Source organism: Xanthobacter autotrophicus ATCC 700552, assembly GCF_043194565.1.
GTDB classification, from domain to species: Bacteria; Pseudomonadota; Alphaproteobacteria; order Rhizobiales; family Xanthobacteraceae; genus Xanthobacter; species Xanthobacter autotrophicus_F.
In genome coordinates this window covers 53950-76711 of the sequence record NZ_JBAFVS010000006.1, presented here as the reverse complement: position 1 = coordinate 76711, position 22762 = coordinate 53950, and the positions used below count along the sequence as shown (strand labels likewise).

Below are 22762 nucleotides of genomic sequence, written 5' to 3'. Positions count from 1 at the left end.
TTCAGCCACAGGCGCCGGTAACCATGGCCGCCGTTCGGGCCGATCTTCGCCGCAAATTAAAGTGGGGCGAACGGTGGGGAGAGGTCCGATGGGCCGGTGTGCTGCCGGCTCCGGTGCGCGAGTGATCTGTCGGGAGACGCCGGCTCAATGGATAAACAAGTCAGCGGCCGCCTCGATTCGCCCCCGGTCGCCGTACGAAGCAGCTGGCGTTCAAAGGGCATTCTCGCCGCCGTTGCTCTGGTGGCCATCGGCGGCCTCGGCGCCCTGTACTGGCGCGGCGGGTCTTCCGCCCCCGCGGGTGCGGGCCGCCCGGCGGCGCCTCCGCAGGCCAGCGTTTCCGTGGGGACGGTGGAGCGCGGCGACATCAAGGTCAGCGTTCAGGCGCTGGGCACGGTCACCTCGACCTCCACTGTGACGGTGCGGCCGCAGGTCAGCGGGCAGCTCCTGAGCGTGAATTTCAAGGAAGGCCAGAGCGTCAGGCGCGGCGATCTCATCGCCCAGATCGATCCGCGCCCGTTCCAGGCCACCCTGGACCAGGCCAAGGCCCAGGTGGACCGCGACCAGGCCCTGCTGGAAGGCGCCAAGGTCGACCTGCAACGCTACCAGGGCCTCTCGGCGCAGAATGCTGTGCCGCGCCAGACCCTCGACACCCAGAAGGCCCTCGTGGCGCAATACATGGCGACCATCGAGGCGGACAAGGCGCTGGTCCAGACCGCCTCCATCAACCTCGATTTCACCCAGATCCGCGCCCCGGTGGACGGGCGGACGGGATTGCGCCTCGTGGACCAGGGCAATTACGTCACGCCCGGAGATGCCAGCGGCATTGTCGTGCTCACCCAGCTCCAGCCCATCAGCGTGGTCTTTTCCGTGCCGGAGGATCGCCTGGCGGAGATTTCCCAGCGGCTCAAGGCCGGCGCGCACCTCGCGGTGCATGCCTTCGACCGCACCGGCCAGACCAGGATCGCTGAAGGGGTGCTGGACACCTTCGACAGCCAGATCGACCAGACCACGGGAACGATCAAGCTGCGGGCCAGCTTCCCCAACGCGGACCAGCGGCTCTACCCGAACCAGTTCGTCAATGTGACGCTGGATGTGGACACCCATTCGGGCGTGGCCATCGCCCCGTCCGCCGGCATCCAGCGCGGCGTGCCGGGCACCTTCGCCTATCTCGTCAATGCGGACCAGACGGTCTCGGTGCGACCGGTCACCCTCGGCGTCACCGCGGGCGAGAAGGTGGAGGTCCTCTCGGGCCTTGCCCCCGGCGACCAGATCGTGGTGGAGGGGGCGGACCGGCTGCGCGACGGCGCCCATGTGACGGTGCGCCCGGGTGTCGCCCGCACGCCGCCGGCGGCTGGCGCGCCGCCCGTGCAACCTGGGACACAACCGGGGGCACATCAGGGCCGCCAGCCGGATCGCGCGGCCGCGCAATGAACCCGTCGCGCCCGTTCATCCTGCGGCCGGTGGCCACCACGCTGGCGATGGTGGCGATCCTGCTCTCGGGCGCCATCGCGCTGCTGTTCCTGCCGGTGTCCGCCTTGCCGCAGGTGGATTATCCCACCATCCAGGTGCAGACCTTCTACCCCGGCGCCAGCCCGGACGTGATGACCTCCTCCGTGACGGCGCCGCTGGAGGTGCAGCTCGGCCAGATTCCCAACCTCGCGCAGATGGCCTCCACCAGCTCGGCCGGCGCCTCGATGATCACGCTCCAGTTCAACCTCGCCGTGCCGCTGGATGTGGCCGAGCAGCAGGTTCAGGCGGCGTTGAACGCGGCCGGTAATCTCCTGCCCGCCGACCTTCCGGCCCCGCCCATCTACGCCAAGGTCAATCCGGCCGACGCCCCGGTGCTGACCCTGGCCCTGACCTCGAAGACCATGAACCTGCGCGAGATCCAGGCGCTGGCCGACACACGGCTGGCGCAGAAGATCTCGCAGCTTCCCGGCGTCGGGCTCGTCAGCATCAGCGGTGGCCAGAGGCCGGCGGTGCGGGTGCAGGCCGATCCGCGCCGCCTCGCCGCCTATGGCCTGAACCTCGACGACCTGCGCTCCACCCTCGGCAACGCCAACGTCAACACCCCCAAGGGCAGCTTTGACGGGCCGACCCGCGCCTCCACCATCAATGCCAATGACCAGCTGCAGAGCGCCGCGCAGTACGAGGACGTCATCGTCGCCTATCGCAGCGGCGCGGCGGTGCGGCTGCGCGAGGTCGCGAGCGTGGTGGACGGGGTCGAGAACGACAAGCTCGCCGGATGGATGAACGATGCCCCGGCTATCATCCTCAACATCCAGCGCCAGCCCGGCGCCAATGTCATCAATGTGGTGGACCGGGTAAAGGCGCTGCTGCCGCAGCTCAAGGCCGCGCTTCCCGCGCAGATCGACGTGGCCGTGCTGACCGACCGTACCACCACCATCCGCGCCTCGGTGCGCGACGTGGGCTACGAGCTGGGGCTCGCGGTCATGCTGGTGATCCTCGTCATCTTCGCCTTCCTGCGCAGCGCGCGGGCGACCCTGATCCCCAGCCTGTCGGTGCCGCTCTCCCTCGTGGGCACGCTCGGGGTGATGTACCTCTTCGGCTACAGCCTCAACAACCTGACCCTGATGGCCCTGACCATCGCCACCGGCTTCGTCGTGGACGACGCCATCGTGGTGATCGAGAACATCACCCGCTACATCGAGGAGGGCGAAAGCCCGCTCCAGGCGGCGCTCAAGGGATCGGAGCAGATCGGCTTCACCATCATTTCGCTGACCGTGTCGCTGATCGCGGTGATGATCCCGCTGCTGTTCATGAGCGATGTGGTGGGGCGGCTGTTCCGCGAGTTCGCGGTCACCCTGTCCACCACCATTTTGGTGTCGGGGGTGGTGTCGCTCACCCTCGTGCCCATGGCGTGCGCCAAGCTGCTGCGGCCCTATGCCGAGGCCCACGAGAACCGCTTCCAGCGGGCGAGCCGCACCTTCTTCGACGGCATCATCCGCGCCTATGCCCGCGCGCTCGACGTGGTGCTGGCCCGCCAGGGCCTGACGCTGGCGGTCTTCTTCGGAACGGTAGTCCTCACCGGCTATCTCTACGTCATCATTCCGAAGGGGTTCTTTCCCCAGCAGGACACCGGCGTGATCCAGGCCATGACGCAGGCCTCCCAGTCGGTCTCGTTCGCGCGGATGACTGACCTGCAACGCGAGGTTGCCCGCATCGTCCTCGCCGACCGCGATGTGGAGAGCCTGTCCTCCTTCATCGGCGTGGACGGCGCCAATACCACGCCGAACATCGGCCGCATGCTCATCAACCTGAAGCCGCACGAGGAGCGTTCGGATTCCGTCGAGACCGTGATTGCCCGGCTGAAGCAGGCCGCCGCGGTGGTGCCGGGCATGGAGCTGTTTCTGCAGCCGGTGCAGGACCTCACCATCGATGGCGGCGTCAGCCGCACCCAGTATCAATTCGTGCTGCAGGACGCCAACGCGGCGGAATTGGCGGAATGGACGCCGAAGCTCCTCGCCCGGCTCGCCAGCCTGCCGATGCTGGCGGATGTGGCGAGCGACCTGTCGCAGACCGGCCTGTCGGTGCGGCTCGATATCGACCGCGACCGCGCCGCCCGCTTCGGCATCACCCCCGCCACCATCGACAACGTGCTGTACGACGCCTTCGGCCAACGCATCGTCTCCACCATCTTCACCACGTCGAGCCAGCAGCGGGTGATCCTGGAGGCGGACCCGACGCTGAAGACCTCGCTTGAGGCGCTGTCCTCGCTCTACCTGCCGTCCGCCTCGGGCACGCAGGTGCCGCTGTCCGTGCTCACCACCACCCATGTGGAGACCGCGCCGCTGCTGGTTTCCCATCTGGGGCAATTCCCGGCCACGACCATCTCCTTCAACCTCGCGCCCGGCGCCTCCCTCGGCGAGGCCATCTCCGCCATCCGCAAGACCACCGAAGACATGGGGATGCCGGCGAGCATCGTGGCGAGCTTCCAGGGGGCGGCCCGCGCCTTCGAGGCATCGCTCTCCAACCAGCTGCTGCTGGTGCTGGCGGCGCTGGTCACGGTCTACATCGTGCTCGGTGTGCTCTATGAGAGCTTCGTCCACCCGCTGACGATCCTCTCGACCCTGCCGTCCGCCGGCATCGGCGCGCTGATCGCCCTGATGATGGCGGGGCAGGAACTGACCATCATCGCCATCATCGGGCTCATCCTGCTCATCGGCATCGTGAAGAAGAACGCGATCATGATGATCGACTTCGCCCTCGACGCACAGCGCAACGGGGGCATGACGGCGGAGGCGGCGATCCGTGCCGCCTGCCTGCTGCGCTTCCGCCCGATCCTGATGACCACGCTCGCCGCCATCCTCGGCGCCCTGCCGCTGATGGTGGGCACCGGTGTCGGCTCGGAGCTGCGCCATCCGCTTGGCGTCTCCATTGTCGGCGGCCTGCTGCTCAGCCAGCTTTTGACCCTGTTCACCACCCCGGTGATCTACCTGTGGTTCGACCGGCGCCGCACCAGAGCACCCGCACCGGACGGCATCCCCGCCGTGTCGCCGGGCGTGTCGCCATGAGCCTGTCCGCGCCCTTCATCCGCCGGCCGGTGGCGACGACGCTGATCACCTTCTGGGTGTTCGCGGCCGGCCTCGTCGCCTATCCGCTGCTGCCGGTGGGGCCGCTGCCGGCGGTGGATTTCCCGGTGATCTCGGTGTCGGCGAGCCTGCCCGGCGCCAGCCCGCAGGTGGTGGCCGACACGGTGGCCAGCCCGCTGGAGCGCCATCTGGGCACCATCGCCGACGTGACCGAGATGACCTCGTCGAGCACCAATGGATCGGCCCGCATCACCCTGCAGTTCGGCCTGTCCCGCGATATCAACGGCGCCGCCCGCGATGTCCAGGCGGCCATCAACGCGGCGCGCGCCGACCTGCCGTCGAGCCTGCGGTCCAACCCCACCTACCGCAAGGCCAACCCGGCCGACGCGCCCATCATGATCCTGTCGCTCACCTCCGACACGCTGTCCCGCGCCCAGATCTATGACGCGGCCAGCACCGTGCTGGCGCAGCGGCTGTTCCAGGTGGACGGCGTCGGCGACGTGACGGTGGGCGGCGGATCGCTGCCGGCGGTGCGGGTGGAGCTGAACCCGAACGCGCTCTACAAATACGGCATCGGGCTGGAGGACGTGCGCGCGGCGCTGGCCTCCGCCAATGCCCACGCACCCAAGGGTGCCATCGAAGGCGACAGCCTGCGGTTCCAGATCTACGCCAACGACCAGGCCCTGAAGGCCGATGACTACCGCAACCTCATCGTCGCCTATCGCTCCGGCGCTCCGGTGCGCCTGTCGGACATCGGCGAGACGGTGGATTCCATCGAGAATATCCGTTCCGCCGGCCTCGCCAACGGCAAGCCGGCAACCCTGCTCATCCTGTTCCGCTCGCCCAACGCCAACATCATCGCCACCGTGGACCGCGTGCGTGCGCTGCTGCCCACCCTTGGCGCCTCTATCTCGCCGGCCATCGACCTCAACGTGGTGATGGACCGTTCGGCCACCATCCGCGCCTCGCTGGCGGATGTGGCGCTCACCCTCGCCATCTCCGTGGTGCTGGTGATCATGGTGGTGTTCGCCTTCCTGCGCGACTGGCGCGCCGCGCTGGTGCCCATCGTGGCGGTGCCGGTCTCCCTCGTGGGCACCCTCGCGGTGATGTATCTGTGCGGCTTCAGCATCAACAACCTGTCGCTGATGGCCCTGACCATCGCCACGGGGTTCGTGGTGGACGATGCCATCGTCGTGCTGGAGAACATCGCGCGTCATCGCACCGCCGGGCTCTCCGGCGTCGAGGCGGCCCTGAAGGGGGCAGGGGAGGTGAGCTTCACCGTGGTGGCCATGAGCGTGTCGCTCATCGCCGTCTTCATCCCCATCCTGCTCATGGGCGGACTGATCGGGAAGATCTTCCGCGAGTTCGCCCTCACCCTCTCCGCCACCATCATCGTGTCGCTGCTGGTGTCGCTCACCACCACGCCGATGATGTGCGCCATGCTCCTGCGCAGCGAGGAGGGAAGGCCGCACGGCCGCCTGTTCCGCGCCAGCGAGCGGGTATTCGAGGCGGTGCTCTCCGCCTACCGGCGTTCGCTTTCATTCTGCCTGGACCGGCCCCGCATCCTGCTCGCGGTGTTTTTCGCCACGCTGGCGCTGACGGTTCATCTCTACATCATCATCCCCAAGGGCTTCCTGCCCCAGCAGGACACCGGCCGCATCACCGGCATGATCCAGGCCGACCAGTCCATCTCGTTTCAGGCCATGTCGGCGAAGCTGAAAAGCTTCGTGGACATCGTGCGGGCCGACCCGGCGGTGGAATCGGTGGTGGGCTTCACCGGGGGCGGGCAGGGCAATTCCGGCTTCGTCTTCGCTGCGCTGAAGCCGCTCGCCCAGCGGGGCGTTTCGGCGGACGAGGTGATCGTGCGGTTGCGCCGCGAACTGGCGGCGGTGCCCGGCGCCAACCTGTTCCTGCAGGCGGCGCAGGACATCCAGGTGGGTGGACGGCCGGCCAATGCCCAGTTCCAGTACACGCTGGAGGGCGACAGCTTCCAGGAACTCGCCGAGTGGGTGCCCAAGCTGCTGGCCGCCCTGCAGCGCGACCCGCGCGTCACCCAGGCCAACAGCGACCAGCAGTCCCGCGGCATCCAGACCGAGATCATCATCGATCGCGACACCGCCGCCCGCCTCGGCATTTCGGTGGGGCAGATCGACAACACGCTCTATGACGCCTTCGGCCAGCGGCAGGTGTCCACCATCTATGTGGCGCGCAACCAGTATCACGTGGTGATGGAGGTGGCGCCGCGCTTCTCCCAGCATCCCGAGGTGTTGAACGACGTCTTCATCAGCACCTCCGGCGGCGCGGTCGGGGGTGCGCAGGGGGCCGGCGCCGTGGCGGGCACCTTCTCCGCCCCCGGAACCGCGACCACCGGCAGCGCCGTCTCCAGTGCCGTCCGCAACGCCCAGACCAACGCCATCGGCGCCACCGGGCGCGCCGCGGCCTCCACCGGCTCCGCCGTGAGCACCAGCGCCTCGCCCATGATCCCGCTTTCGAGCGTGGCGCGGTTCGGCACCGGCTCCACGCCCTTGGCGGTGAACCACCAGGGCCTCTTCGTCGCGGCCACCCTCTCCTTCAACCTGGCGCCCGGCGCGGCGCTCAGCGACGCGGTGGCGGCCATGGATGCCGCCAAGGACCAGATCGGCCTTCCGGCCTCGATCCACGGCGGCTTCCAGGGCACGGCGCGCGCCTTCCAGCAATCCCTGTCCAGCCAGCCGCTGCTCATCCTTGCGGCACTGGTGGCGGTCTATCTGGTGCTCGGCATGCTCTATGAGAGCTTCGCCCATCCCGTGACGATCCTGTCCACCCTGCCGTCGGCCGGCGTCGGCGCGCTGCTGGCGCTCATGGCGTTCGGGGGCGAGTTCAACGTCATGGCGCTGATCGGCGTGATCCTGCTCATCGGCATCGTGAAGAAGAACGCCATCATGATGATCGATGTCGCCCTCGAGGCCGAGCGGCATGGCGGCATGGCGCCGCGCGATGCGATCTTCCACGCCTGCCTGCTGCGCTTCCGCCCCATCATGATGACCACGACGGCGGCGCTGTTTGGCGCCATTCCGCTGATGGTGGGATTTGGGGAAGGCAGCGAGCTGCGCCGTCCGCTGGGCGTGGCCGTGGTGGGCGGCCTGCTGTTCAGCCAGTTGCTCACACTCTATACGACGCCGGTGGTCTATCTCTATGTCGATCGCCTGCGCCGGGGGCGCCTCACCACGGACCGGCGTGCCCGCCTTCGGCAGCCGCCAGAGCCGGCCGCATAGATGATTCCCGACAGCACATCCGGGCGCGTCCCCGCGCCGGCCCAACCGGCAGGCGAGCGCCGGCGCCCCCCGCGCCGGGCGCTTCTGGCGGCGGGCGCGACTGCGCTGCTGCTCGCAGGCTGCCTGCCCGAGGCGGAGACGCCGCCGATCGGGATCGCCACCCCCACCCATTATGTGGAAGGGCCGGCGAACCCCAATGCCCACCTGCCGCCGGCCGAATGGTGGCGGAGCTTTCGCTCCAACGACCTCAGCCGCTTCGTGGCGGAAGCCAGCGTCGACAATCTCGACATCGCCGTCGCTACCGCCGAAATCGTGCAGGCCGACGCCCAGGTCGGCATCTCGGGCGCGCCGCTCTACCCCAACCTCACCTTTGCGGGCTCTGCCGCGCAGATCCGCTCCAGCGGCAGCAGCGGCAATCCGGGGAACACCAGCGGCCAGTATATTCTCGGCCTCTCGGCCGGATACATGGTGGATTTCTGGGGCAAGAACCGCTCCGGCCTGCTCGCGGCGGAGGAAAATGCGGCGGCGGCGCGGTTCAATCGCGATGTGGTGACGCTCTCGACCCAGGTGGCGGTGGCCAATACCTATTTCCAGATCCTCGGCGCCCGCGACCAGCTGCGCATCGCCCAGAACAGCCTTGCCGCCGCCACCCGCATCCTCGACATCGTCAAGCGGCAGTTCGCCGGCGGCACCGTCTCGCAGCTCGACGTCTCGCAGCAGGAGGCGCTGGTGGCCCAGGTGCGGGCCTCGATCCCGCCCATTGAGATCACCCTGCGCCAGAACTGGGCGGCCCTGGCCGTACTGCTCGCGCGCACCCCCGTCGCACTCACCCCGCCGCAGGGGAGCCTCGCGCAGATCACCGTGCCGCGCATCACCCCCGGACTGCCGTCCGAGCTGCTCACCCGCCGGCCCGATATCAGCCTCGCCGAGGCTCAGCTTCTGGCCGGCGGCTACAATGTGGATGCGGCGCGGGCGGCGATGCTGCCGCAGATCCAGCTGACCGGCACCGGCGGGGTGCAGAGCGCGGCGCTTCAGGCCCTGTTCGCTCCCGGCGCGTGGTATTACACGCTGGTTGCGGGGCTGACCCAGCCCATCTTCGACGGCTACCTGCTCCAGAGCCAGCTGGACCAGGCCAAGGGCGTCCAGATCCAGGACCTGCAGCTCTATCGCAAGGCCATCCTGTCGGCGTTCGCGGATGTGGAGAAGGCGCTGGTGGCGCTGGACCAGACCAACAAGCAGGTGAAGCTGCAAGCCGCCGTGGTGGACAGCTCCCGCACCGCCTTCCGCGTGGCCGAATCCCAGCTGGCGGGCGGCACCACGACCCTCGTCGCCGTGCTGCAGGCGCAGCAGACCTATTTCACCGCCGAGAACGGGCTGGCACAGGTGCGGCTGGCGCGGCTGCTGGCCGCCACCAGCCTGTTCCAGGCCCTCGGCGGCGGCTGGGGCCCCTGAGCGGAGGGGACAGGGGCCGAGCAAATCGGTTCAATCTGCTCGGCCAATCTCCCTCTGAACTTGAACCTGCGCGGATCTTCCGACCGGCCCGAAGGACGCCAAGTCGACGGTCCTGTCCGTGGAGGAGGAAGCGATCGCAATCAGGTTCGCGGCCTTGTACGCAAATGGCGCGCCCTAGGGGAGTCGAACCCCTCTCTCCACCGTGAAAGAGACCGGTTTTTGCGATTTTTGCGTCCGCCAACGTTTGTTGTAATCCAACTTTTTCAATAACTTAGTCCATTCATGTCCGCGCTTGTGTGCTGATGTGCGCACCCATATAGTTGACGAATAGTCGACGGTTTTGGGGGCTTCCGGCATGGGGCGGGCGGTGGTGGAGGCGGCGGTGACGACGCGCAACGCGCGGTCGCGGCTGAGCGTGGGAATGCACTGGCGGAGCGTCTCACCCGAGGTGCATCTCGGCTACCGGAAGGGTGTCCGTGGCGGTCGTTGGGTCGTCCGGTGGCGGGACGCAGAGGGCTCCTACAAGCAAGAGACGATTGGCGTCGCTGACGACGCCATCGATGGGGATGGTGAAGCCACCTTCAGCTTCGCCCAGGCCGATCGCCGGGCGCGCGATATCGTGGAACAGCGCCAGGCCGACGCGAAGGCGGAGAAGGATGGGCCGGCGCCCACCGTGAAAGCGGCGGTGGAAGCCTACGTGGAAGCCTATGAGGCGCGCCAGCGCGCGGCGAGCGGCGGCATCCTTGGGCGCCGGGCCGCCCGTGGCCAGCTTGGCCGGCATGTTCTCACCGATGAAATTGCCGACGTGAAGCTGCACGAGCTGACACGCGACGCGCTGCGGGGCTGGCGCAAGCGCCTGGGCGAGCGCGGACTCGCCATTGCGACGGTGCGGCGCATCTCCAACGATTTCCGGGCCGCCCTGAACGCGGCGGCGGAAGAGCACCACAACCGGCTTCCCGCCGCCTTTCCGCTGGAGGTGAAGGCCGGCCTCGCCTCCACCGAGCAAGGCTACTCGCCGGTGGCGCGCGAGGCGCAGGTCCTGCCCGACGCCGACGTGCGGCGGATCGTGGCCGCCGCGTGGGAGGTGGACGGGGCAGGGGGCTGGGAGGGGGACCTTGGGCGCTTGGTGCTGGTCCTCGCGGCCACTGGCGCGCGCTTCTCGCAGGTGGCGCGCATGACGGTGGCCGATGTCCAGTCCGCACAGCTCCGCCTGATGGTGCCCACCAGCCGGAAGGGAAAGGGGCAGAAGGTTGCCAAAATAGGGGTGCCGGTCGGGGAGGACGTAATTGGAGCTCTGAGGCCGGCGGTGGCCGGCCGGGTGGGTAGCTCCATCCTGCTGGAGCGCTGGCGACACAAGCAGGTCACCCCGACGAGGTGGGAACGCGTCGGGCGCGGGCCGTGGGGCTACAGCGCCGAGTTCTCGGCTCCTTGGCGGGAGATCACGACGGGGGCGGAGCTGCCGGCCGGAGTCGTGCCATATGCGCTCCGGCACTCATCGATCGTGCGCGGGCTGCGCCAGATGCTCCCTGTTCGCCTGGTTGCGGCCCTGCACGACACATCGTCGGCGATGATCGAGGCGCACTATTCGGCCTTCATCGTCTCCGCGCTTGATGAATTGGCGGCCAGGGCCGTGGTGCCGCTCACCACCGTGCCGGCGACCGTCAGCCCGATCAAGGCGGTGAGGTGATGGCGCGGCGCCCGCCAGCGACAAAGGTGCCGGTACCACCGGCGGGGCGGGTCATGAACGCCATTGATCCGGCAGCTCCGGTGGGCTGCTACGCGATCGACAACCTTGCCGCCGGCTTGTTCAACGGGTTCACGGACGATCCGGTGGGGCTCGCTCGTAAGATTGTGCAGCGCGCGGCCGTGCAGGCCTGGCATGAAGCGAGCCGGATCGTGAGCGAGCCCGAGGTATACGAAGAGGCTCGTTCCATGATGGAGCGCCTGGAGATGATGGAGCGGGACTGCGCTGCAATGGAGCGCTCCGAAGCGTGGTTCGCCTTCTACCCCAAAGCTGACGACGACGAGGATCCAATCTGGGGGCAGATGCGCGCAGCGGATGACATCCGGCAGGCCGCGGCGGCTTTCCGCGCCGCAATCGCGAAGTTCAAGGACGAGAACTTCCTCGGGAACAAGCCGTCGATCGGGCGGGCTCGCCCCTTGGAAAGAGCTTTCGCGGCGCGCTTCAGAGCCCTGTGGCGCGAGGCGACAGGCAAGCCGGCGCCCCGATCGAGAAGCGGTCCGGTGGTTGAATTCGTCTCTGCAGCGTGGGCCGACGTCGGCTTTCCGGAGCTGCCCGCCGACGACGACACCCTAGCAATCTACATGGGCCGGCTGGCTGACGACTGACAAATCAGGCCGTCGATTTTTCTGAGCCTATTTTGATTTCGCACCTCGGCGATGCGCAGCAAGTATCGGCGCGCATTCACAAAATGGAGGTGAGCAAATGAACCAGCCCAGCACGGTGGCTATTGCGCCGCTGCTTGTCAGCCTTCCTGATGCGGCGAAGGCCCTCGGTGTCGGACGAAGCACAATCTACGAGTTGATGCGGGCCAAAAAGCTGGAGTCGGTGGCTGTCGGACGCCGCCGCATGATCCCCGAAGTGGCTATCCGCGATTACGTCGACCGGCTGCGCGCGAGCCAGAAGGCAGCTCCGGTGGCCACGCAGGATGACGACTTCGACTACGAAGATTGAGCTTGGCGCCCGCGCATCCCGCCCTGGCCATTGAGGAAAGGAACCACCATGAACGAGGAGAAGAGCGTTGCATCCCGGGAAGCCGCCGTCCGCCGGGCGTGGGCGAAGGTGACGGACGGCTACGGCAGCCTGATGAAGGCGCCTCGGGTGCATTGGACCCGCCTGAACCGCGGTGATCCCGGCTACATGCTGGCGAGCGACGGCTATGCTGTCTTCGGAGATGATCCTCTCGACCACTGCGCGACGCTCGAAGAAGTCGAAGAGTACGTTCGGCTTGTCCAGGCGGAACAGAAAGCTTCCGCCGCGGCCTGACGTTCACCATCCCCCAGAAAGGACAAACGATGACCACGAACGACAACACCATCAAGAGCCGTATCGCTGAGCTGGAGCGCCTGATCCAGGCCGAGAACGAGTTCATCCACAGGTACGACGCTGACTTCGATTCCGATCGGTACACGAGTGCGATCATCCGGAAAAACCGGATGGAGCAGGAATTGTTCACCATCCGCCCGCGAACGTCGGATGACGCGCTCGCCGCTCTCCAGGTGATCAAGCATGACTATTTGGAAGGCCGGGTAACTGAGACGCTGGGCTGGGGCGAAGCTGGTGTGCTGAACCTCCTCGACGGCGTCGCCGAGTTCATCCGCCAGCAGGCGCGGTGAGGACGCCCGCGCCATGGGGAAAGACCGCAGTATTGGCGCGTTCGACCTGGTCGGCGCAGCCGCAATCGCGGCGTTCCTCGGGCGGTCTGCGTGGAAGGTGCGTGACCTCCACCGCCAGGGCTTCCTCCCGGCCGTCCGCCTGGGCAAGAACGGGCCGCTCATGGCCCGGTCATCCACCCTGCTGAGGTGGATCGAAGAAGACGAGAAGAAGGCCTGCGCGGGCACGGCGCCCTGAGGGCGCCAACTCGGGAATAGGAGCGGCAATCGTGCCGCCCGTCCCATTTTTCTCATCCTGAAGGGCACTCGATTTCGGCCCCTGTCGGCCTGAAGCCCCATGCGAGCCCCGCAAGGATATGCGCGCGCATGCTTGCGTTCATCCCGATTTCTGACACATTTACTCGTCGATATTGAGCTGATCGATGGATCATTTACTTAAGGATATTACTATGACCATTAAAAATGGATCATCAACTGAATATTGGTTGGAAAATAACGTCCGATACTTGGATCGAACGGATCGTTCGGATGTTGAATATATGAAGATGGTTTGGGCAGAGCGATTAATTAAAGACGCTAAAGAAGGTGGATTTTATGGCGAATTGCTGGACGCAACGACGCCCAACAAAAGGGTTATTGAGTTGATCTCAGATGCATACGAATTCGCAGAGCGAAAAGCGAAGGGGCTGCTGTAGCGCAGTGCGGCGGTACGTTGGGGCCGGCGCTGATCCGGTCCTCACTCCCCAGCCACCGGCTCGCAGCGGAGCTTCGCCTTTTGGCGTCGATCCCGCATGTCTTGGACCATGCGGTCCCGATGGCGGTGGTAATAGGCCTTCCAGTTGCACGCGCGGCTGCAATACATCGCCTTCGCAATGAGGTCGTTGCTCAAGGGGGTGCCGCACCCACAGGTCCTGCTGCCCCGGCGTTCGGCAACTTTTTCCCGCCGTTGCTTTTCTCGATGCTGAAGGCTGCATTCCTCGGAGCAGTAAACGGCGAGCGCGCTTCGATGGTCACCGATCGGCCCTCCGCAGTGCGAGCACATCCGTCCGGCCCTGTCCTTTCTGCGCTTCGCCTTATTGTATTCATACAGCTTGGGGAGACTGCTTTTTACTTGACACACGTCCGAGCAGAATTTGCTCCCGGCCTTGCGGTTCGCGGCGATTGGCCCTCCGCACTGCGCGCAGATCCGCTCCCCCCGCATCTCGTATCGGCCGCGCTTCTCCAAGTCGTTATAATCACGCTTGTAGCAGCCCTTGGAGCAGAAGCGCCGTCGCGCGTGGCGATCATCGGGGAGAGGCGCACCGCACCCCTCGCAGACGTCGCCTTGAAGATCATCAATCGAGACCATCAATCACCTCGCGAAGGCCCGCTTCCTCGCGCTTTGTGGAGAGGTAGTACAATTTACTTGTGTAGTTCGTCCTGCATATCGGACCACAGTATTTCGTGTGTCCGTCCGGCAGCGGGGCGCCGCAGTTCACGCATCTCACCCGCTCGACCACCGCAACTCCATCCTGCGTCCACTCAGGTTGACCCTGCTTCCACGTCGGCCGGACCGCGCCGATACGGTTCAAGGCTGCCAACACCACGTCCTCGGCGGCCCTGTCTGCACTCCCCCATTCCCAGCCTTTGAGGCACAGCCTGGAGCGAATCCCGGCACGCAACACTCCCTCGAAGGCGAAGGGCGTCGGTTCGGCCCGGCTCAGGATCGGCGCCACGATGTCGATGAAGCGCGAACGGGCGGCCGCCTTCAGCTTCTGGCCGCGTTTCTCTTTCCGCCGCCGAGCCTCTTGCTCCCGCGCGTACCGGCTCCATTGGTCCGACCGGATCTTCCGGATTTCATCCCATGTCAGCCGGCGCACCGTCCCCACCTGCGAGATGTTGCGATGTGACATCGGCAGATCAGCTCGTTGCGATTGTGAGGAAGACTAATAGATCGAGCGTGACCATGGTGATGAACGGGCTGACGGCGACAAGTTGGGTAGAGTTCGCCACGATCTGGACCACACGTGCCTCGTAAGTCACGCCGTTGATGGACACCGGCATGAGGAAGCGCGCGGTGCCCAAGGACAGGGTGTCGCGGGTGAACTCGATAAAGGCATCCACCTCGGCCTGGTTCATCTCCCGACCCCATTTCACCACGGCGACATTGCCGTCCGTCCGCGGGCGGACCCTGACGTTCCCCGCCTCCATCTCGGTTTCGATGGGATCGCGGAAAGGCTTGCATCCCCACCCATCACGGAACGTCTGGTAGGGGATGGTCCCGGGCCATTCGATATAGGCCATCGGCTCACACCCCCCGCATGGGGTTGAGCCCGAAGCGACCGCGCATGGCGCTCGCCACCGGCCCCATCTCGCGCGCATCCTTGACCAGCTCCGCCTTCATCATGCGGACGAGGTCGACATTGCTCTGCGCCAGCACGCGCTTCATCTCTTCAGCGTCGGCCTTCGAGCCACTGCCTGACGTGGTGATGTTGTAGGTGGGGGACACGCTGACGTTGTTCGTCCGGGGCGCGAAGACGCTGTTGCCGGCGATGCGGGACATGTCGGGCATGCGCATGTCCACCGGGATGCGCCGGCCATCGGGCAAGGGCACCGCCGCCTCGGGGCCGGCCTCGCCGAAGATCGCGGCCTTGCGCGACACCCCGCCACTGGCGAAGCGCGTCAGCCGGCGCGGCCCCTGCGGTGTCATCACGCCGCCGTCCGCGAAGCCGAAGGCGCTGCTGGCGCTCTTCACGAGCGTGCCGATGGCGCCCCCGCCGCCGTTGCCGAACGGCCCCTCGCCGAGGAGAACGGACTTCAGGAGGAGGTCGGCGATGAGCTTCAGGCTGTCCTTGAGCACGTCGTTCCAGGTCTTCGTCCCCTCCACCAGCCCCATGATGGAGCTGGTGGCGAGGTTGCCAAGCTCGCTCTGAAGCTCCCGCAGGCGCTCCTGCGAGGCCCGCGTCTTTTCGATGGCGGCGGTCACGTCGCCGTACCGGGCCGCGAGCTGCTGAAGCTGCGCCACCTGTTCCGGCGAGAGCTTGAGGTTGTGTTCCTGCGCCGTCGCCAGGGCCTGCTGCATGAACTTGTATTCAGCCGCCGCCTGCGTCGTCATGCCGAGGGCGTTGCGTTCCACCTCCAGGTCGCGCACCCGCTGTGCCGACGCCGTCGCCAGGTCCTTGTAGCCGTAAGTTGCCGTGCTGATCGACGCATCGGGCGCAGGAGACGGCGCCGAGGTCGGCGCGCCGCTCACCCTCCCCTTCAGTTCATCAAGGCGCTGCTGCGCCAGCTCCACCGTCTTGATGTACCCTTCCAGCGCGGCCGTCATTTCCGCCGTGTTGGTGGTGGGCATCTTGGCGCCGTACTTGCCGGCCCAGCCGCCCACCTTCTGATTCGCGGCGACGGCCCGCGCGTATTCCAGCTCTGCCTTGGCGTCGGCGAGCGCCCTCTCGGCGTTCTCGACGTGCTGGTCGCCCAGCGCCTTCAGCGCGGCCTCGGCGCCGGGCACCCGGGCCTTCACCTCGGAGATGGCCTTGTCGAGACTCGACATGGCCTCCTTGTGCGCGTCGGTGGCAACCTTCGCCTGATCCTGCCGAAGGGCGAGCGCCGCGATGGTGCCCACGATGGCCATGATGGCGACGCCCCACGGGCCCCCGGCCAGGCGCAGTGCCGCGGCGAGGCCGGCCGATGCGAGCGCCGCCGCCCGCGAGCCCGCCGCCACCGCCAGGATGGTGGCATTCAACGCCGTCATCTGGACGCCGGTCGCCACGGCCGCCGTCGCCGCAGCACCGAGGGATGCCACCAGCGGACCGAGCACCACGCCCGCGGTCACCGCGCCGAAGGCCGCGGCGATGCCGAGAAGCTCCGCCTTGTAGTCCTCCAGCGCCTTGGCGCCCTCCAGCACCCCCGACTTGAGCGCCACCTCGATCCGCAGGGCGAGCGTGTCGAACTCCTTCGCCACCTTCTTGGCCTCTGCGGCAAGGTCGTCCGAGAGGATGACGCCGAGCGCGCGTGCCTCTTCCCGCGCCCTGCCGATAGCTCCCTCGCCCTGTTCCATGAGCCGCACGAACTGTTCGCCGCCGGTACCGCCGAAGATCTCATCGGCAATGCGGATCTGGCCCGCCTTGCTGAAGCCCTTCATCTTGTCGATGATTTCTTCGAACAGGGCGGCAGGATCGGCGAGCTTCGTCTTCAGGTCGGCGGCGGTGTAGCCGAGCCGCTTGAAGGCTTCCACGCTGGAGCCGGCGCCGGTGCGGATGAATTCGTCGGCGCGAAGCTGCATCTCCTTCAGGCCGTCGGTGAGGGCATCCACCCCAACGCGGGCTTGCTCGGTGGCGTACTTCAGCTCCTGAAAAGCCGCGAACGACACGCCGGCCTTCTGCGCCTCGGCGGCGAGGTCTGCCACGGCGGTGGCCGCGCTCTTCAGCGTGGTGATGATGCCGGCGAGGCCGCCGCCGGCGATGATGCCGGCGCCACCGAGGGTGCTGAACGCCGACGCGATGGAGGCCCCAGCGCCGGAGAAGGCAGCTTGCAGGTTCCCCGCCGAGGCCTGCGCCCGCTTTTCAATGGCGGTGAACTTGGCGTTCGCCGTCTTCTGCGCCCGCTCGAAGTTCTTCTCGAAATCGCGGATGCGCGCCTCAAGGGCGACGACAAGGCGTTCGTCTTCTCCAGCCATCACAGCCACTCCAGCAGGTCGTTGGTGAATTCGTCGCTCTCGAAGACCGAGCCGCCGGTGTCGCCCGCGGCCGCGCGGGAAATAGCCATCCAGGTGGCGAAGGCGCCGTCGATCCGATCGCGGCTCTTGCCTTTGTGCATGGTGCGGTTGCCGGCCGGGTCGGTTTGGATGGCGACGTTCTCGAAGCACCAGCGCAGCACGGGATGTCCGCCATGCCGGAAGCGGTGCGAGACGATGGCGCGCTCAAGCTCGTTGAGGGCCGGCGACTGCGTCACCCAGCCGAGCTGCAGGATGGCCACGGGCAGGCCATCGTCGTTCAGTGGCCCCATGACGGGCTGGGCATAGGCCTTGTCGAAGGCGATCTCCTGCACCCGGAATCGGCCGCAGAGGTCTCGGATCCGGGCTTCCACCGCCCGGTAATCGACAACATTGCCAGGCGTCGGGGTGATGAAGCCGTCATCCGCCCACTGCGGATATGGCACCCCGTCGCGATCGGCGCGGGCTCGGAGATTGTCGGCGGGGCAGAAGAAGAAGGGATGGACGATGTACCCGCCATCCCCGTCGCGCCAGCACGCCACCACGGCGGTGAGGTCGGTGGTGGTGGACATGTCGACACCGAGCCAGCACGGTTCGCCCTCCAGGGCGTCGAGGTCCACCGGCGCCGCGCCAGCGTCGTACACGCCCATGTCCACGAACGGGTCGGCGGAGTGGTCCAGCCAGACGTTGAGGTTGAGCTGGCGGAAGGCCTCGCGGTCACCCGGCCGGCGCTCGCCCTCACGTGCGAGCTGGCGCAGCCCTTCGATGTCCGGATAGCCGTGGGCAAGGCCGGGGTTCACCCGGTGCCACACCGCCTCGTCCCGCCAATCCTCGTCCTTCCCGGTCTCGAAGAGGATCGGCAGAATGGACGGATCGACCACCTCGCCACGAGCCACCTTCCGGGCATCTTCCACGATGTCGTGGGCGATGTTCTCCTGTCCGCGCCCGGCGGTGGTGGCGACGATCAGGAGCGAGCCCTTCACCTTTACAAGGCCCGATTTCAGCACGTCCCACATGTCGCGCTTCTTCCAGGCGTGCAGTTCGTCGGAGAACACGAATGAAGGGGTGCCTCCATGCTGCCGATCCGCATCACAGGAAATGGCATGATAGGTCGTTCCGTGGCGCGCGCTGGCGATGATGTGCCTGGAATCGACGACGTGCGTAACGGCTGGGGCAGCAAGGTGGGAATGGGCACGGACAATGCCCCATGCCTCCCGAAATGCGATCCTGGCCTGCTCTCGGTCTGACGCCGCGCTGACGACTTCACCGCTAGGCACCCGCTCCGGTCCAAGGGTGTGCAAGAGGGCCAGCGCCGCCGCGAGCGAGGTCTTCCGATTGCCGCGCGGCAGGAGCAACACCACCGTCTTGACGATGCGCGTGCCGTCCGGATGGCGCGGGCCGTAGATCCGCCGCACGATGCGCTCTTGCCACGGATCGAGCTGGAACGCCTGCCCCTTCGCTCGGCTCTTCGGGTGCTTCAGCGCGCGGAGGAATTTGACCGCCCGCTCGCCATGGCCGAGCGGATCGGGGATCGGAGAGCCGTCAAAGATCCAGGTCGGAAAGGTCTTCATCGTCGCCTTCCTCCCGGATGGTCGGCCGCGAGCGGCTCACGGGCGTCAAGCCCAGCTCGGCGGCATGCTGGCGCGCCGTCGCCATGACGTGGATCTGGAGCCGGGCGAGCTGCAAATCGAGGCGGTCAAGCTGCTGAATGCGCCGTTCGATCTGCCGCACGCGCCCGGTGGCGACGCAGTAATTCTCAAGGGTGCCGAGGTCGCTGGATGTGAGGACCCGGCGCTTCACCAGACCAGGAATGACCCGGCGCCATTCCGTCTTGGCCTCGCGCGACAGCCAGGACGGCGCCGAGGGCGCGCGGACCACGGCGTCGTTGTCGATCACCAGGCGCGGCTTGGTGCCCTTCATTCGGCATTCCTCGCCACGGTGCGGATCTCCAGCCCCTTCCGGCGACCAAGCTCCTTCACCTCCTTCACATCATGGGCCGTGCCCTCGTAGAGCACGCGGTCGCGCACCGTCACGCCGGCGAGGAAGCGGGTGCGGAAGATCACGGCCGCTTCGCCCTGGAGGCCGGCGCCCTGCAGGAACTCGGTGGTGCTCGCCTGGATCAGCGCCGCCCGCAGCGTTGCCACGTCCGCCCACGTGGTGGACACCACGCCGAAGTCGTCCCGCGCCTCCGTGGCGCGCTGGACGGTGATGACGCGATCGAGCGTGCCGGCCCTCATGGCGCGACCTCCGCGAGACAATCCACCGTGAGGACGCCGTGTGCCGTCTCCCCGTCCGGGTCCCGGAGGAAGCGGGCGTCACGCACCACCGTCGAGATGGCCCGATGCCCGCTTTCCAACTGGATCGGCAGTTGCTCCACCGCCGCCGTCACGGCGCCGGCGATGGCACGGGCCGCCGGCATGCTCTTCGTCCACACGTGCAGCGTCGCATAGATACGGCGGCCGTCCCCGGTGAGCGCAAGCGGCTCCCGCACCACCTGCCCCTCGCCCACGACGATGCAGGGGAAGCGCTGCGGGACGCTCCAGCCGTCCACCATGGCGCTGCTCGGCACCAGCACCGTCACGTCGGGCGTGGCGGCGAGGCGCGCGAGCAGCGCTTTCTGCAAGGCGAGGTCCGGGCTCATCAGGTCGCCGAAGCGTGGACCACGACCACGTTGGAGTTGATCTCCAGCGTCGAGGAGAGCTTGAGGATGCTGTTCGCGTCGTCCAGCGCTTCGGAAGCGCTCATCACCAGGGCGGTGAAATAGCGCAGCGAATTCTTGGGCGCGGCGCCGGTGGCAGGCTTGTCGTTGAACTCGATCTTGAAGGCGTAGGAGCCCTTCGCGGCCGCCGCCGCCCGGAGCGCGAGCTGCCCCGCATCGGCATAGTCGGAGCCCATCACGACTTCCATGGAACCCGCGTTCGCGACACCCTTCCGCTTTTGGGTGCGGGCGATGCCAATGACGTCGAAGGTGGAGACCTCGGCGTTGTCACCCAGCGCACCGATGCTTTCGACGGGCGTGATTTCCGTCCAGGTCTGCGAGGTGAAGTCCGCCGCGGCAAGGTCGGCCCCATTGGCCGGCTCTTTCGCAGCACCGATATAGATCTTCGATCCACTGACTCCATAGATAGACATTTGATCTTCCTCAGGTTCGATTTGCTTGAGCGATGGTTCCAAACACTGCGTCGAAGGCCATGGGTGTCAGGTCTGCGACGGGTTTCTCTTTTTCCGCCCCGCCGAAGATCGCCTTCAGCATGTCGATGCGGCCTTCCATGGCGGCCTCGATCTGGGGGATGGGGGTGGCCAGGGCCACCGCCGGGGGCCAGCCGAGCCAGCCGGTGGCGTACCGGAAGAGCGACGCGAAGAATTCCGCGTGGCTCACCCGGCGAAAGGGGTGCCGGGCTTCTCCACCTCGCCTTCGTCCTTGGGCGGCCGCCCGCCATTGGCGAGGATGAAGACGAAGCGCGCCAGGCGCGGCATGAGGTCGAGAACGCCGGCCTCGAAGACCTGCTGCGCCGTTGCTTCCTGTTCGCTCTCGCGCCGGCCGAGACCGAAGCGGACCACGTCCACGGCGGCGATGAGGTCGAGAGATTCAATCTTGGCGAGCAACGTGCCGAAGCTCTCATGCCGCTGGCACAGCGCCATCGCGGCGCCGAGGCTGGGCACCAGCGTGGCGGGCTGGCCGCCGATGGTGATTTCAACGTGTCCTTCGAGCATGTCTTACCTCGCGCTCTTCACGGCCTTGCCCACCGCCCGCTTGATGCGGTTGGCGAGCTTCTTCCTGTTCAGGCGGAAGGCGGGCCAGAAGAACGGCTGCGCCTCGGTGCCGGGATGGTGGGTGCCGGCGAACTCGCCGCGGTTCTCGTGGGGGGCGGTGCCGTATTCCACCAGGTGGGCGTATCGAACGGCGGTGTTGCCCACCGTCACCAGCACCTGATTTTCCGGCACCACCTGCCCGCCGCCAGGTTGCGAATAGGACGGCGTCTGGCTGCCGGACGTCGTCACCGCGATGCTCTCGATCAGGTCGCCGCTGTCGCGCGCCCGCTCGGCGAGGTGCGCCACGTCCTTCGCCAGGTCGTCACCGGCCTTCTTCAAGGCGGGCTGCACGGCTTCCCTTGCGGCCTTCGGAATGGCCTTCAGGCGCCGGTTGAGGTTGGCGAGGCCGTTGTCCGTTGTCATCCGAACGCCCACTTCCGGTGCGGGCCGATCAGGTCGAAGAAGCCCATGGGGATTTCGCTCACGATATTGCCGATGTTGACGGTCTCCCGGTTCTCGTAGAGGTGGCCGGCATAGAGCTTCAGGGCGTGCACCAGGCCGGCGGGAATGGTGCCTGCGATGTCGTCCAGCGGGCCGCACCAGCTCTCGACGTAGCCGCGCGCGGCCTCCAGCATGCCGGTGAGCACCGCGTCGTCATCGTCAGTGGTGACGTTGAGGTGCGCCTTCAGGTCCGCGAGCGAGACGATGGCCAAGGTGTCGGTCACGGCGCGGCCCTCCGCTCGTGACTTTGCTTCCAGCGGTCATGGCAGGTGCGGCAGAGCGCCTGCCAGTTGGAGCGGTCCCAAAAGAGCTTTCTGTCGCCGCGATGAGGCACCTTGTGATCCACCACCGTGGCCGCGGCGCCGCACCGGACGCAGCGGGGACGGGTCTTCAGATAGGCCGCGCGCTCCACGTCCCACTTCGAGGTGTAGCCGCGCTCCCGGGCGGAGGGCCGGCGGGCATCGGCCTCCGCCTTCCGCTTGCGCTCGCAAGGGCAGCGCTCGCCGGAAGCGATCTTCAGGCCGCATCCGCAGATGCGAGGCGCGCGGATCGGCATGGTCTCACTTTTCCTTCCGCGTGCGCCGGCTTGGCTTTGCCTCCGGCTCCGCGGCGCCGGACAAGATGGGGGCTTGGTCCGGCTCGCAGACGAAACCTGCAGCTGCGAGCCCGGCAAACAGGTGGGCCGGCACCTCGTCGCTCGTGCCCTTCACCAGCTTTCGCAGCTGGATCCCGTCGTCCGACAGCGGCACGCTGCAGAGCACGTGCACTTCCTTCATCTCGGTCATGTCGTGCTCCGCAGGGTGTGAGGCTTCAGGTGACGGGGCGGGCCACGGCATCGCCCTTCAGCAGGATGGCGCCCGCCGCAATGGAGGTGCCGCCGTTCTTGGTGATGACGGCGCGCAGGTAGCGCTTGAAGCCGCGATAGCCGACCTTCACCACGCTGTCGGCCGCAAGGCTCGCCGGGAAGGCGCCATGCAGGTCCGCCGCCGCCACGTCCAGGAAGTCGCCCGACGTGGTGGTGTCGCTCTCCTGGAGCTTCGCGGTGAAGTCGCCGGCGCCGACGATGGCTCCGGTGCTCACCACCAGCATGGCGCTGTTGAAGCCGAAGAGGTCGAGGGCCGCGCCGGTGGTGGTCGCGGCGAGAACGGCGGGGCTGATCGCCAGCACCACGCCGAGGTTGTTCTTCAGGTCACGCATGGTTCAAC

The 22762-nt window shown here is 67.1% G+C and carries 27 protein-coding genes; 11 read left to right on the top strand and 16 right to left on the bottom strand.

Annotated features, from left to right (window positions below; translation table 11 throughout):
- Positions 1-147: 147 nt before the first annotated feature.
- The 11 genes from V5F48_RS08445 to V5F48_RS08395 all read left to right on the top strand — a co-directional run bounded on the left by V5F48_RS08445 (position 148) and on the right by V5F48_RS08395 (position 13308).
- Positions 148-1431, top strand: a complete 1284-nt coding sequence (locus tag V5F48_RS08445) for an efflux RND transporter periplasmic adaptor subunit (protein WP_394258343.1) — start codon at positions 148-150, stop codon at positions 1429-1431.
- Positions 1428-4535, top strand: coding sequence for a multidrug efflux RND transporter permease subunit (locus V5F48_RS08440; protein WP_394258342.1), 3108 nt, complete (start codon positions 1428-1430; stop codon positions 4533-4535). The genes V5F48_RS08445 and V5F48_RS08440 overlap by 4 nt, the downstream gene beginning before the upstream one ends.
- The gene (locus V5F48_RS08435; protein ID WP_394258341.1) at positions 4532-7807 is read left to right on the top strand and encodes an efflux RND transporter permease subunit; all 3276 of its coding nucleotides are present in this window, start codon (positions 4532-4534) and stop codon (positions 7805-7807) included. Before V5F48_RS08440 ends, V5F48_RS08435 begins: the two co-directional genes overlap by 4 nt.
- Positions 7808-9259 carry an efflux transporter outer membrane subunit gene (locus V5F48_RS08430; protein ID WP_394258340.1) on the top strand — a complete coding sequence of 484 codons (1452 nt, stop codon included), beginning with the start codon at positions 7808-7810 and terminating at the stop codon, positions 9257-9259. It begins immediately after the preceding gene.
- Positions 9260-9614: 355 nt separating this feature from the next.
- Positions 9615-10946, top strand: a complete 1332-nt coding sequence (locus V5F48_RS08425) for a tyrosine-type recombinase/integrase (RefSeq protein ID WP_394258339.1) — start codon at positions 9615-9617, stop codon at positions 10944-10946.
- 53 nt (positions 10947-10999) lie between these two features.
- Entirely contained in the window at positions 11000-11608 is a 609-nt protein-coding gene (locus V5F48_RS08420) for a hypothetical protein (protein ID WP_394258338.1), read from the top strand.
- 97 nt (positions 11609-11705) lie between these two features.
- Entirely contained in the window at positions 11706-11954 is a 249-nt protein-coding gene (locus V5F48_RS08415) for a helix-turn-helix domain-containing protein (RefSeq protein ID WP_394258337.1), read from the top strand.
- Positions 11955-12002: 48 nt separating this feature from the next.
- Positions 12003-12266 (top strand): hypothetical protein, encoded by a 264-nt coding sequence (locus V5F48_RS08410; RefSeq protein ID WP_394258336.1) that lies wholly within the window; start codon positions 12003-12005, stop codon positions 12264-12266.
- 29 nt (positions 12267-12295) lie between these two features.
- Complete coding sequence (locus tag V5F48_RS08405; protein WP_394258335.1) at positions 12296-12616, top strand: hypothetical protein; 321 nt, start codon at positions 12296-12298, stop codon at positions 12614-12616.
- A gap of 13 nt (positions 12617-12629) precedes the next feature.
- Complete coding sequence (locus tag V5F48_RS08400; RefSeq protein WP_394258334.1) at positions 12630-12851, top strand: hypothetical protein; 222 nt, start codon at positions 12630-12632, stop codon at positions 12849-12851.
- 184 nt (positions 12852-13035) lie between these two features.
- The gene (locus tag V5F48_RS08395) at positions 13036-13308 is read left to right on the top strand and encodes a hypothetical protein (RefSeq protein WP_394258333.1); all 273 of its coding nucleotides are present in this window, start codon (positions 13036-13038) and stop codon (positions 13306-13308) included.
- A 41-nt stretch (positions 13309-13349) separates the two neighbouring features.
- Here the strand turns inward: V5F48_RS08395 and V5F48_RS08390 are convergent, their stop codons facing one another.
- The 16 genes from V5F48_RS08390 to V5F48_RS08315 are packed head-to-tail and all read right to left on the bottom strand — an operon-like array spanning position 13350 to position 22754.
- A complete protein-coding gene (locus V5F48_RS08390) occupies positions 13350-13961 on the bottom strand; it encodes a hypothetical protein (RefSeq protein ID WP_394258332.1) in 612 nt (203 codons plus the stop codon).
- Entirely contained in the window at positions 13948-14505 is a 558-nt protein-coding gene (locus V5F48_RS08385) for a hypothetical protein (protein ID WP_394258331.1), read from the bottom strand. The genes V5F48_RS08390 and V5F48_RS08385 overlap by 14 nt, the downstream gene beginning before the upstream one ends.
- Before the next feature lie 7 nt (positions 14506-14512).
- Positions 14513-14896 (bottom strand): hypothetical protein, encoded by a 384-nt coding sequence (locus V5F48_RS08380; protein WP_394258330.1) that lies wholly within the window; start codon positions 14894-14896, stop codon positions 14513-14515.
- A gap of 4 nt (positions 14897-14900) precedes the next feature.
- Positions 14901-17267: a phage tail tape measure protein gene (locus tag V5F48_RS08375; RefSeq protein WP_394258329.1), complete on the bottom strand. Its 2367-nt coding sequence runs from the start codon at positions 17265-17267 to the stop codon at positions 14901-14903.
- Positions 17267-18874: a terminase large subunit gene (locus tag V5F48_RS08370; RefSeq protein ID WP_394258328.1), complete on the bottom strand. Its 1608-nt coding sequence runs from the start codon at positions 18872-18874 to the stop codon at positions 17267-17269. Before V5F48_RS08370 ends, V5F48_RS08375 begins: the two co-directional genes overlap by 1 nt.
- On the bottom strand, positions 18846-19223 hold the full coding sequence (locus tag V5F48_RS08365; RefSeq protein WP_394258327.1) for a phage terminase small subunit P27 family: 378 nt from the start codon (positions 19221-19223) through the stop codon (positions 18846-18848). The genes V5F48_RS08370 and V5F48_RS08365 overlap by 29 nt, the downstream gene beginning before the upstream one ends.
- On the bottom strand, positions 19220-19540 hold the full coding sequence (locus V5F48_RS08360) for a phage head closure protein (RefSeq protein WP_394258326.1): 321 nt from the start codon (positions 19538-19540) through the stop codon (positions 19220-19222). The genes V5F48_RS08365 and V5F48_RS08360 overlap by 4 nt, the downstream gene beginning before the upstream one ends.
- A complete protein-coding gene (locus V5F48_RS08355) occupies positions 19537-19944 on the bottom strand; it encodes a DUF3168 domain-containing protein (RefSeq protein WP_394258325.1) in 408 nt (135 codons plus the stop codon). Before V5F48_RS08355 ends, V5F48_RS08360 begins: the two co-directional genes overlap by 4 nt.
- Positions 19944-20435 (bottom strand): hypothetical protein, encoded by a 492-nt coding sequence (locus V5F48_RS08350; protein ID WP_394258324.1) that lies wholly within the window; start codon positions 20433-20435, stop codon positions 19944-19946. Before V5F48_RS08350 ends, V5F48_RS08355 begins: the two co-directional genes overlap by 1 nt.
- A gap of 10 nt (positions 20436-20445) precedes the next feature.
- Positions 20446-20682 carry a hypothetical protein gene (locus V5F48_RS08345; protein WP_394039886.1) on the bottom strand — a complete coding sequence of 79 codons (237 nt, stop codon included), beginning with the start codon at positions 20680-20682 and terminating at the stop codon, positions 20446-20448.
- Entirely contained in the window at positions 20679-21017 is a 339-nt protein-coding gene (locus V5F48_RS08340; protein ID WP_394258323.1) for a hypothetical protein, read from the bottom strand. The genes V5F48_RS08345 and V5F48_RS08340 overlap by 4 nt, the downstream gene beginning before the upstream one ends.
- Positions 21018-21020: 3 nt before the next feature.
- Positions 21021-21479: an HK97-gp10 family putative phage morphogenesis protein gene (locus tag V5F48_RS08335; protein WP_394258322.1), complete on the bottom strand. Its 459-nt coding sequence runs from the start codon at positions 21477-21479 to the stop codon at positions 21021-21023.
- Positions 21476-21781: a head-tail connector protein gene (locus V5F48_RS08330; RefSeq protein ID WP_394258321.1), complete on the bottom strand. Its 306-nt coding sequence runs from the start codon at positions 21779-21781 to the stop codon at positions 21476-21478. The genes V5F48_RS08335 and V5F48_RS08330 overlap by 4 nt, the downstream gene beginning before the upstream one ends.
- Entirely contained in the window at positions 21778-22113 is a 336-nt protein-coding gene (locus V5F48_RS08325) for an HNH endonuclease (protein WP_394258320.1), read from the bottom strand. The genes V5F48_RS08330 and V5F48_RS08325 overlap by 4 nt, the downstream gene beginning before the upstream one ends.
- A 4-nt stretch (positions 22114-22117) precedes the next feature.
- A complete protein-coding gene (locus V5F48_RS08320; protein WP_394258319.1) occupies positions 22118-22342 on the bottom strand; it encodes a hypothetical protein in 225 nt (74 codons plus the stop codon).
- A 25-nt stretch (positions 22343-22367) separates the two neighbouring features.
- Complete coding sequence (locus V5F48_RS08315) at positions 22368-22754, bottom strand: hypothetical protein (protein ID WP_394258318.1); 387 nt, start codon at positions 22752-22754, stop codon at positions 22368-22370.
- Positions 22755-22762: the final 8 nt, after the last annotated feature.

Coding starts and splice junctions, on each gene's coding strand:
- V5F48_RS08445 (WP_394258343.1), top strand. CDS start 148: ATGGATAAACAAGTCAGCGGCCGCCTCGATTCGCCCCCGGTCGCCGTA.
- V5F48_RS08440 (WP_394258342.1), top strand. CDS start 1,428: ATGAACCCGTCGCGCCCGTTCATCCTGCGGCCGGTGGCCACCACGCTG.
- V5F48_RS08435 (WP_394258341.1), top strand. CDS start 4,532: ATGAGCCTGTCCGCGCCCTTCATCCGCCGGCCGGTGGCGACGACGCTG.
- V5F48_RS08430 (WP_394258340.1), top strand. CDS start 7,808: ATGATTCCCGACAGCACATCCGGGCGCGTCCCCGCGCCGGCCCAACCG.
- V5F48_RS08425 (WP_394258339.1), top strand. CDS start 9,615: ATGGGGCGGGCGGTGGTGGAGGCGGCGGTGACGACGCGCAACGCGCGG.
- V5F48_RS08420 (WP_394258338.1), top strand. CDS start 11,000: ATGAACGCCATTGATCCGGCAGCTCCGGTGGGCTGCTACGCGATCGAC.
- V5F48_RS08415 (WP_394258337.1), top strand. CDS start 11,706: ATGAACCAGCCCAGCACGGTGGCTATTGCGCCGCTGCTTGTCAGCCTT.
- V5F48_RS08410 (WP_394258336.1), top strand. CDS start 12,003: ATGAACGAGGAGAAGAGCGTTGCATCCCGGGAAGCCGCCGTCCGCCGG.
- V5F48_RS08405 (WP_394258335.1), top strand. CDS start 12,296: ATGACCACGAACGACAACACCATCAAGAGCCGTATCGCTGAGCTGGAG.
- V5F48_RS08400 (WP_394258334.1), top strand. CDS start 12,630: ATGGGGAAAGACCGCAGTATTGGCGCGTTCGACCTGGTCGGCGCAGCC.
- V5F48_RS08395 (WP_394258333.1), top strand. CDS start 13,036: ATGGATCATTTACTTAAGGATATTACTATGACCATTAAAAATGGATCA.
- V5F48_RS08390 (WP_394258332.1), bottom strand. CDS start 13,961: ATGGTCTCGATTGATGATCTTCAAGGCGACGTCTGCGAGGGGTGCGGT.
- V5F48_RS08385 (WP_394258331.1), bottom strand. CDS start 14,505: ATGTCACATCGCAACATCTCGCAGGTGGGGACGGTGCGCCGGCTGACA.
- V5F48_RS08380 (WP_394258330.1), bottom strand. CDS start 14,896: ATGGCCTATATCGAATGGCCCGGGACCATCCCCTACCAGACGTTCCGT.
- V5F48_RS08375 (WP_394258329.1), bottom strand. CDS start 17,267: ATGGCTGGAGAAGACGAACGCCTTGTCGTCGCCCTTGAGGCGCGCATC.
- V5F48_RS08370 (WP_394258328.1), bottom strand. CDS start 18,874: ATGAAGACCTTTCCGACCTGGATCTTTGACGGCTCTCCGATCCCCGAT.
- V5F48_RS08365 (WP_394258327.1), bottom strand. CDS start 19,223: ATGAAGGGCACCAAGCCGCGCCTGGTGATCGACAACGACGCCGTGGTC.
- V5F48_RS08360 (WP_394258326.1), bottom strand. CDS start 19,540: ATGAGGGCCGGCACGCTCGATCGCGTCATCACCGTCCAGCGCGCCACG.
- V5F48_RS08355 (WP_394258325.1), bottom strand. CDS start 19,944: ATGAGCCCGGACCTCGCCTTGCAGAAAGCGCTGCTCGCGCGCCTCGCC.
- V5F48_RS08350 (WP_394258324.1), bottom strand. CDS start 20,435: ATGTCTATCTATGGAGTCAGTGGATCGAAGATCTATATCGGTGCTGCG.
- V5F48_RS08340 (WP_394258323.1), bottom strand. CDS start 21,017: ATGCTCGAAGGACACGTTGAAATCACCATCGGCGGCCAGCCCGCCACG.
- V5F48_RS08335 (WP_394258322.1), bottom strand. CDS start 21,479: ATGACAACGGACAACGGCCTCGCCAACCTCAACCGGCGCCTGAAGGCC.
- V5F48_RS08325 (WP_394258320.1), bottom strand. CDS start 22,113: ATGCCGATCCGCGCGCCTCGCATCTGCGGATGCGGCCTGAAGATCGCT.
- V5F48_RS08320 (WP_394258319.1), bottom strand. CDS start 22,342: ATGACCGAGATGAAGGAAGTGCACGTGCTCTGCAGCGTGCCGCTGTCG.
- V5F48_RS08315 (WP_394258318.1), bottom strand. CDS start 22,754: ATGCGTGACCTGAAGAACAACCTCGGCGTGGTGCTGGCGATCAGCCCC.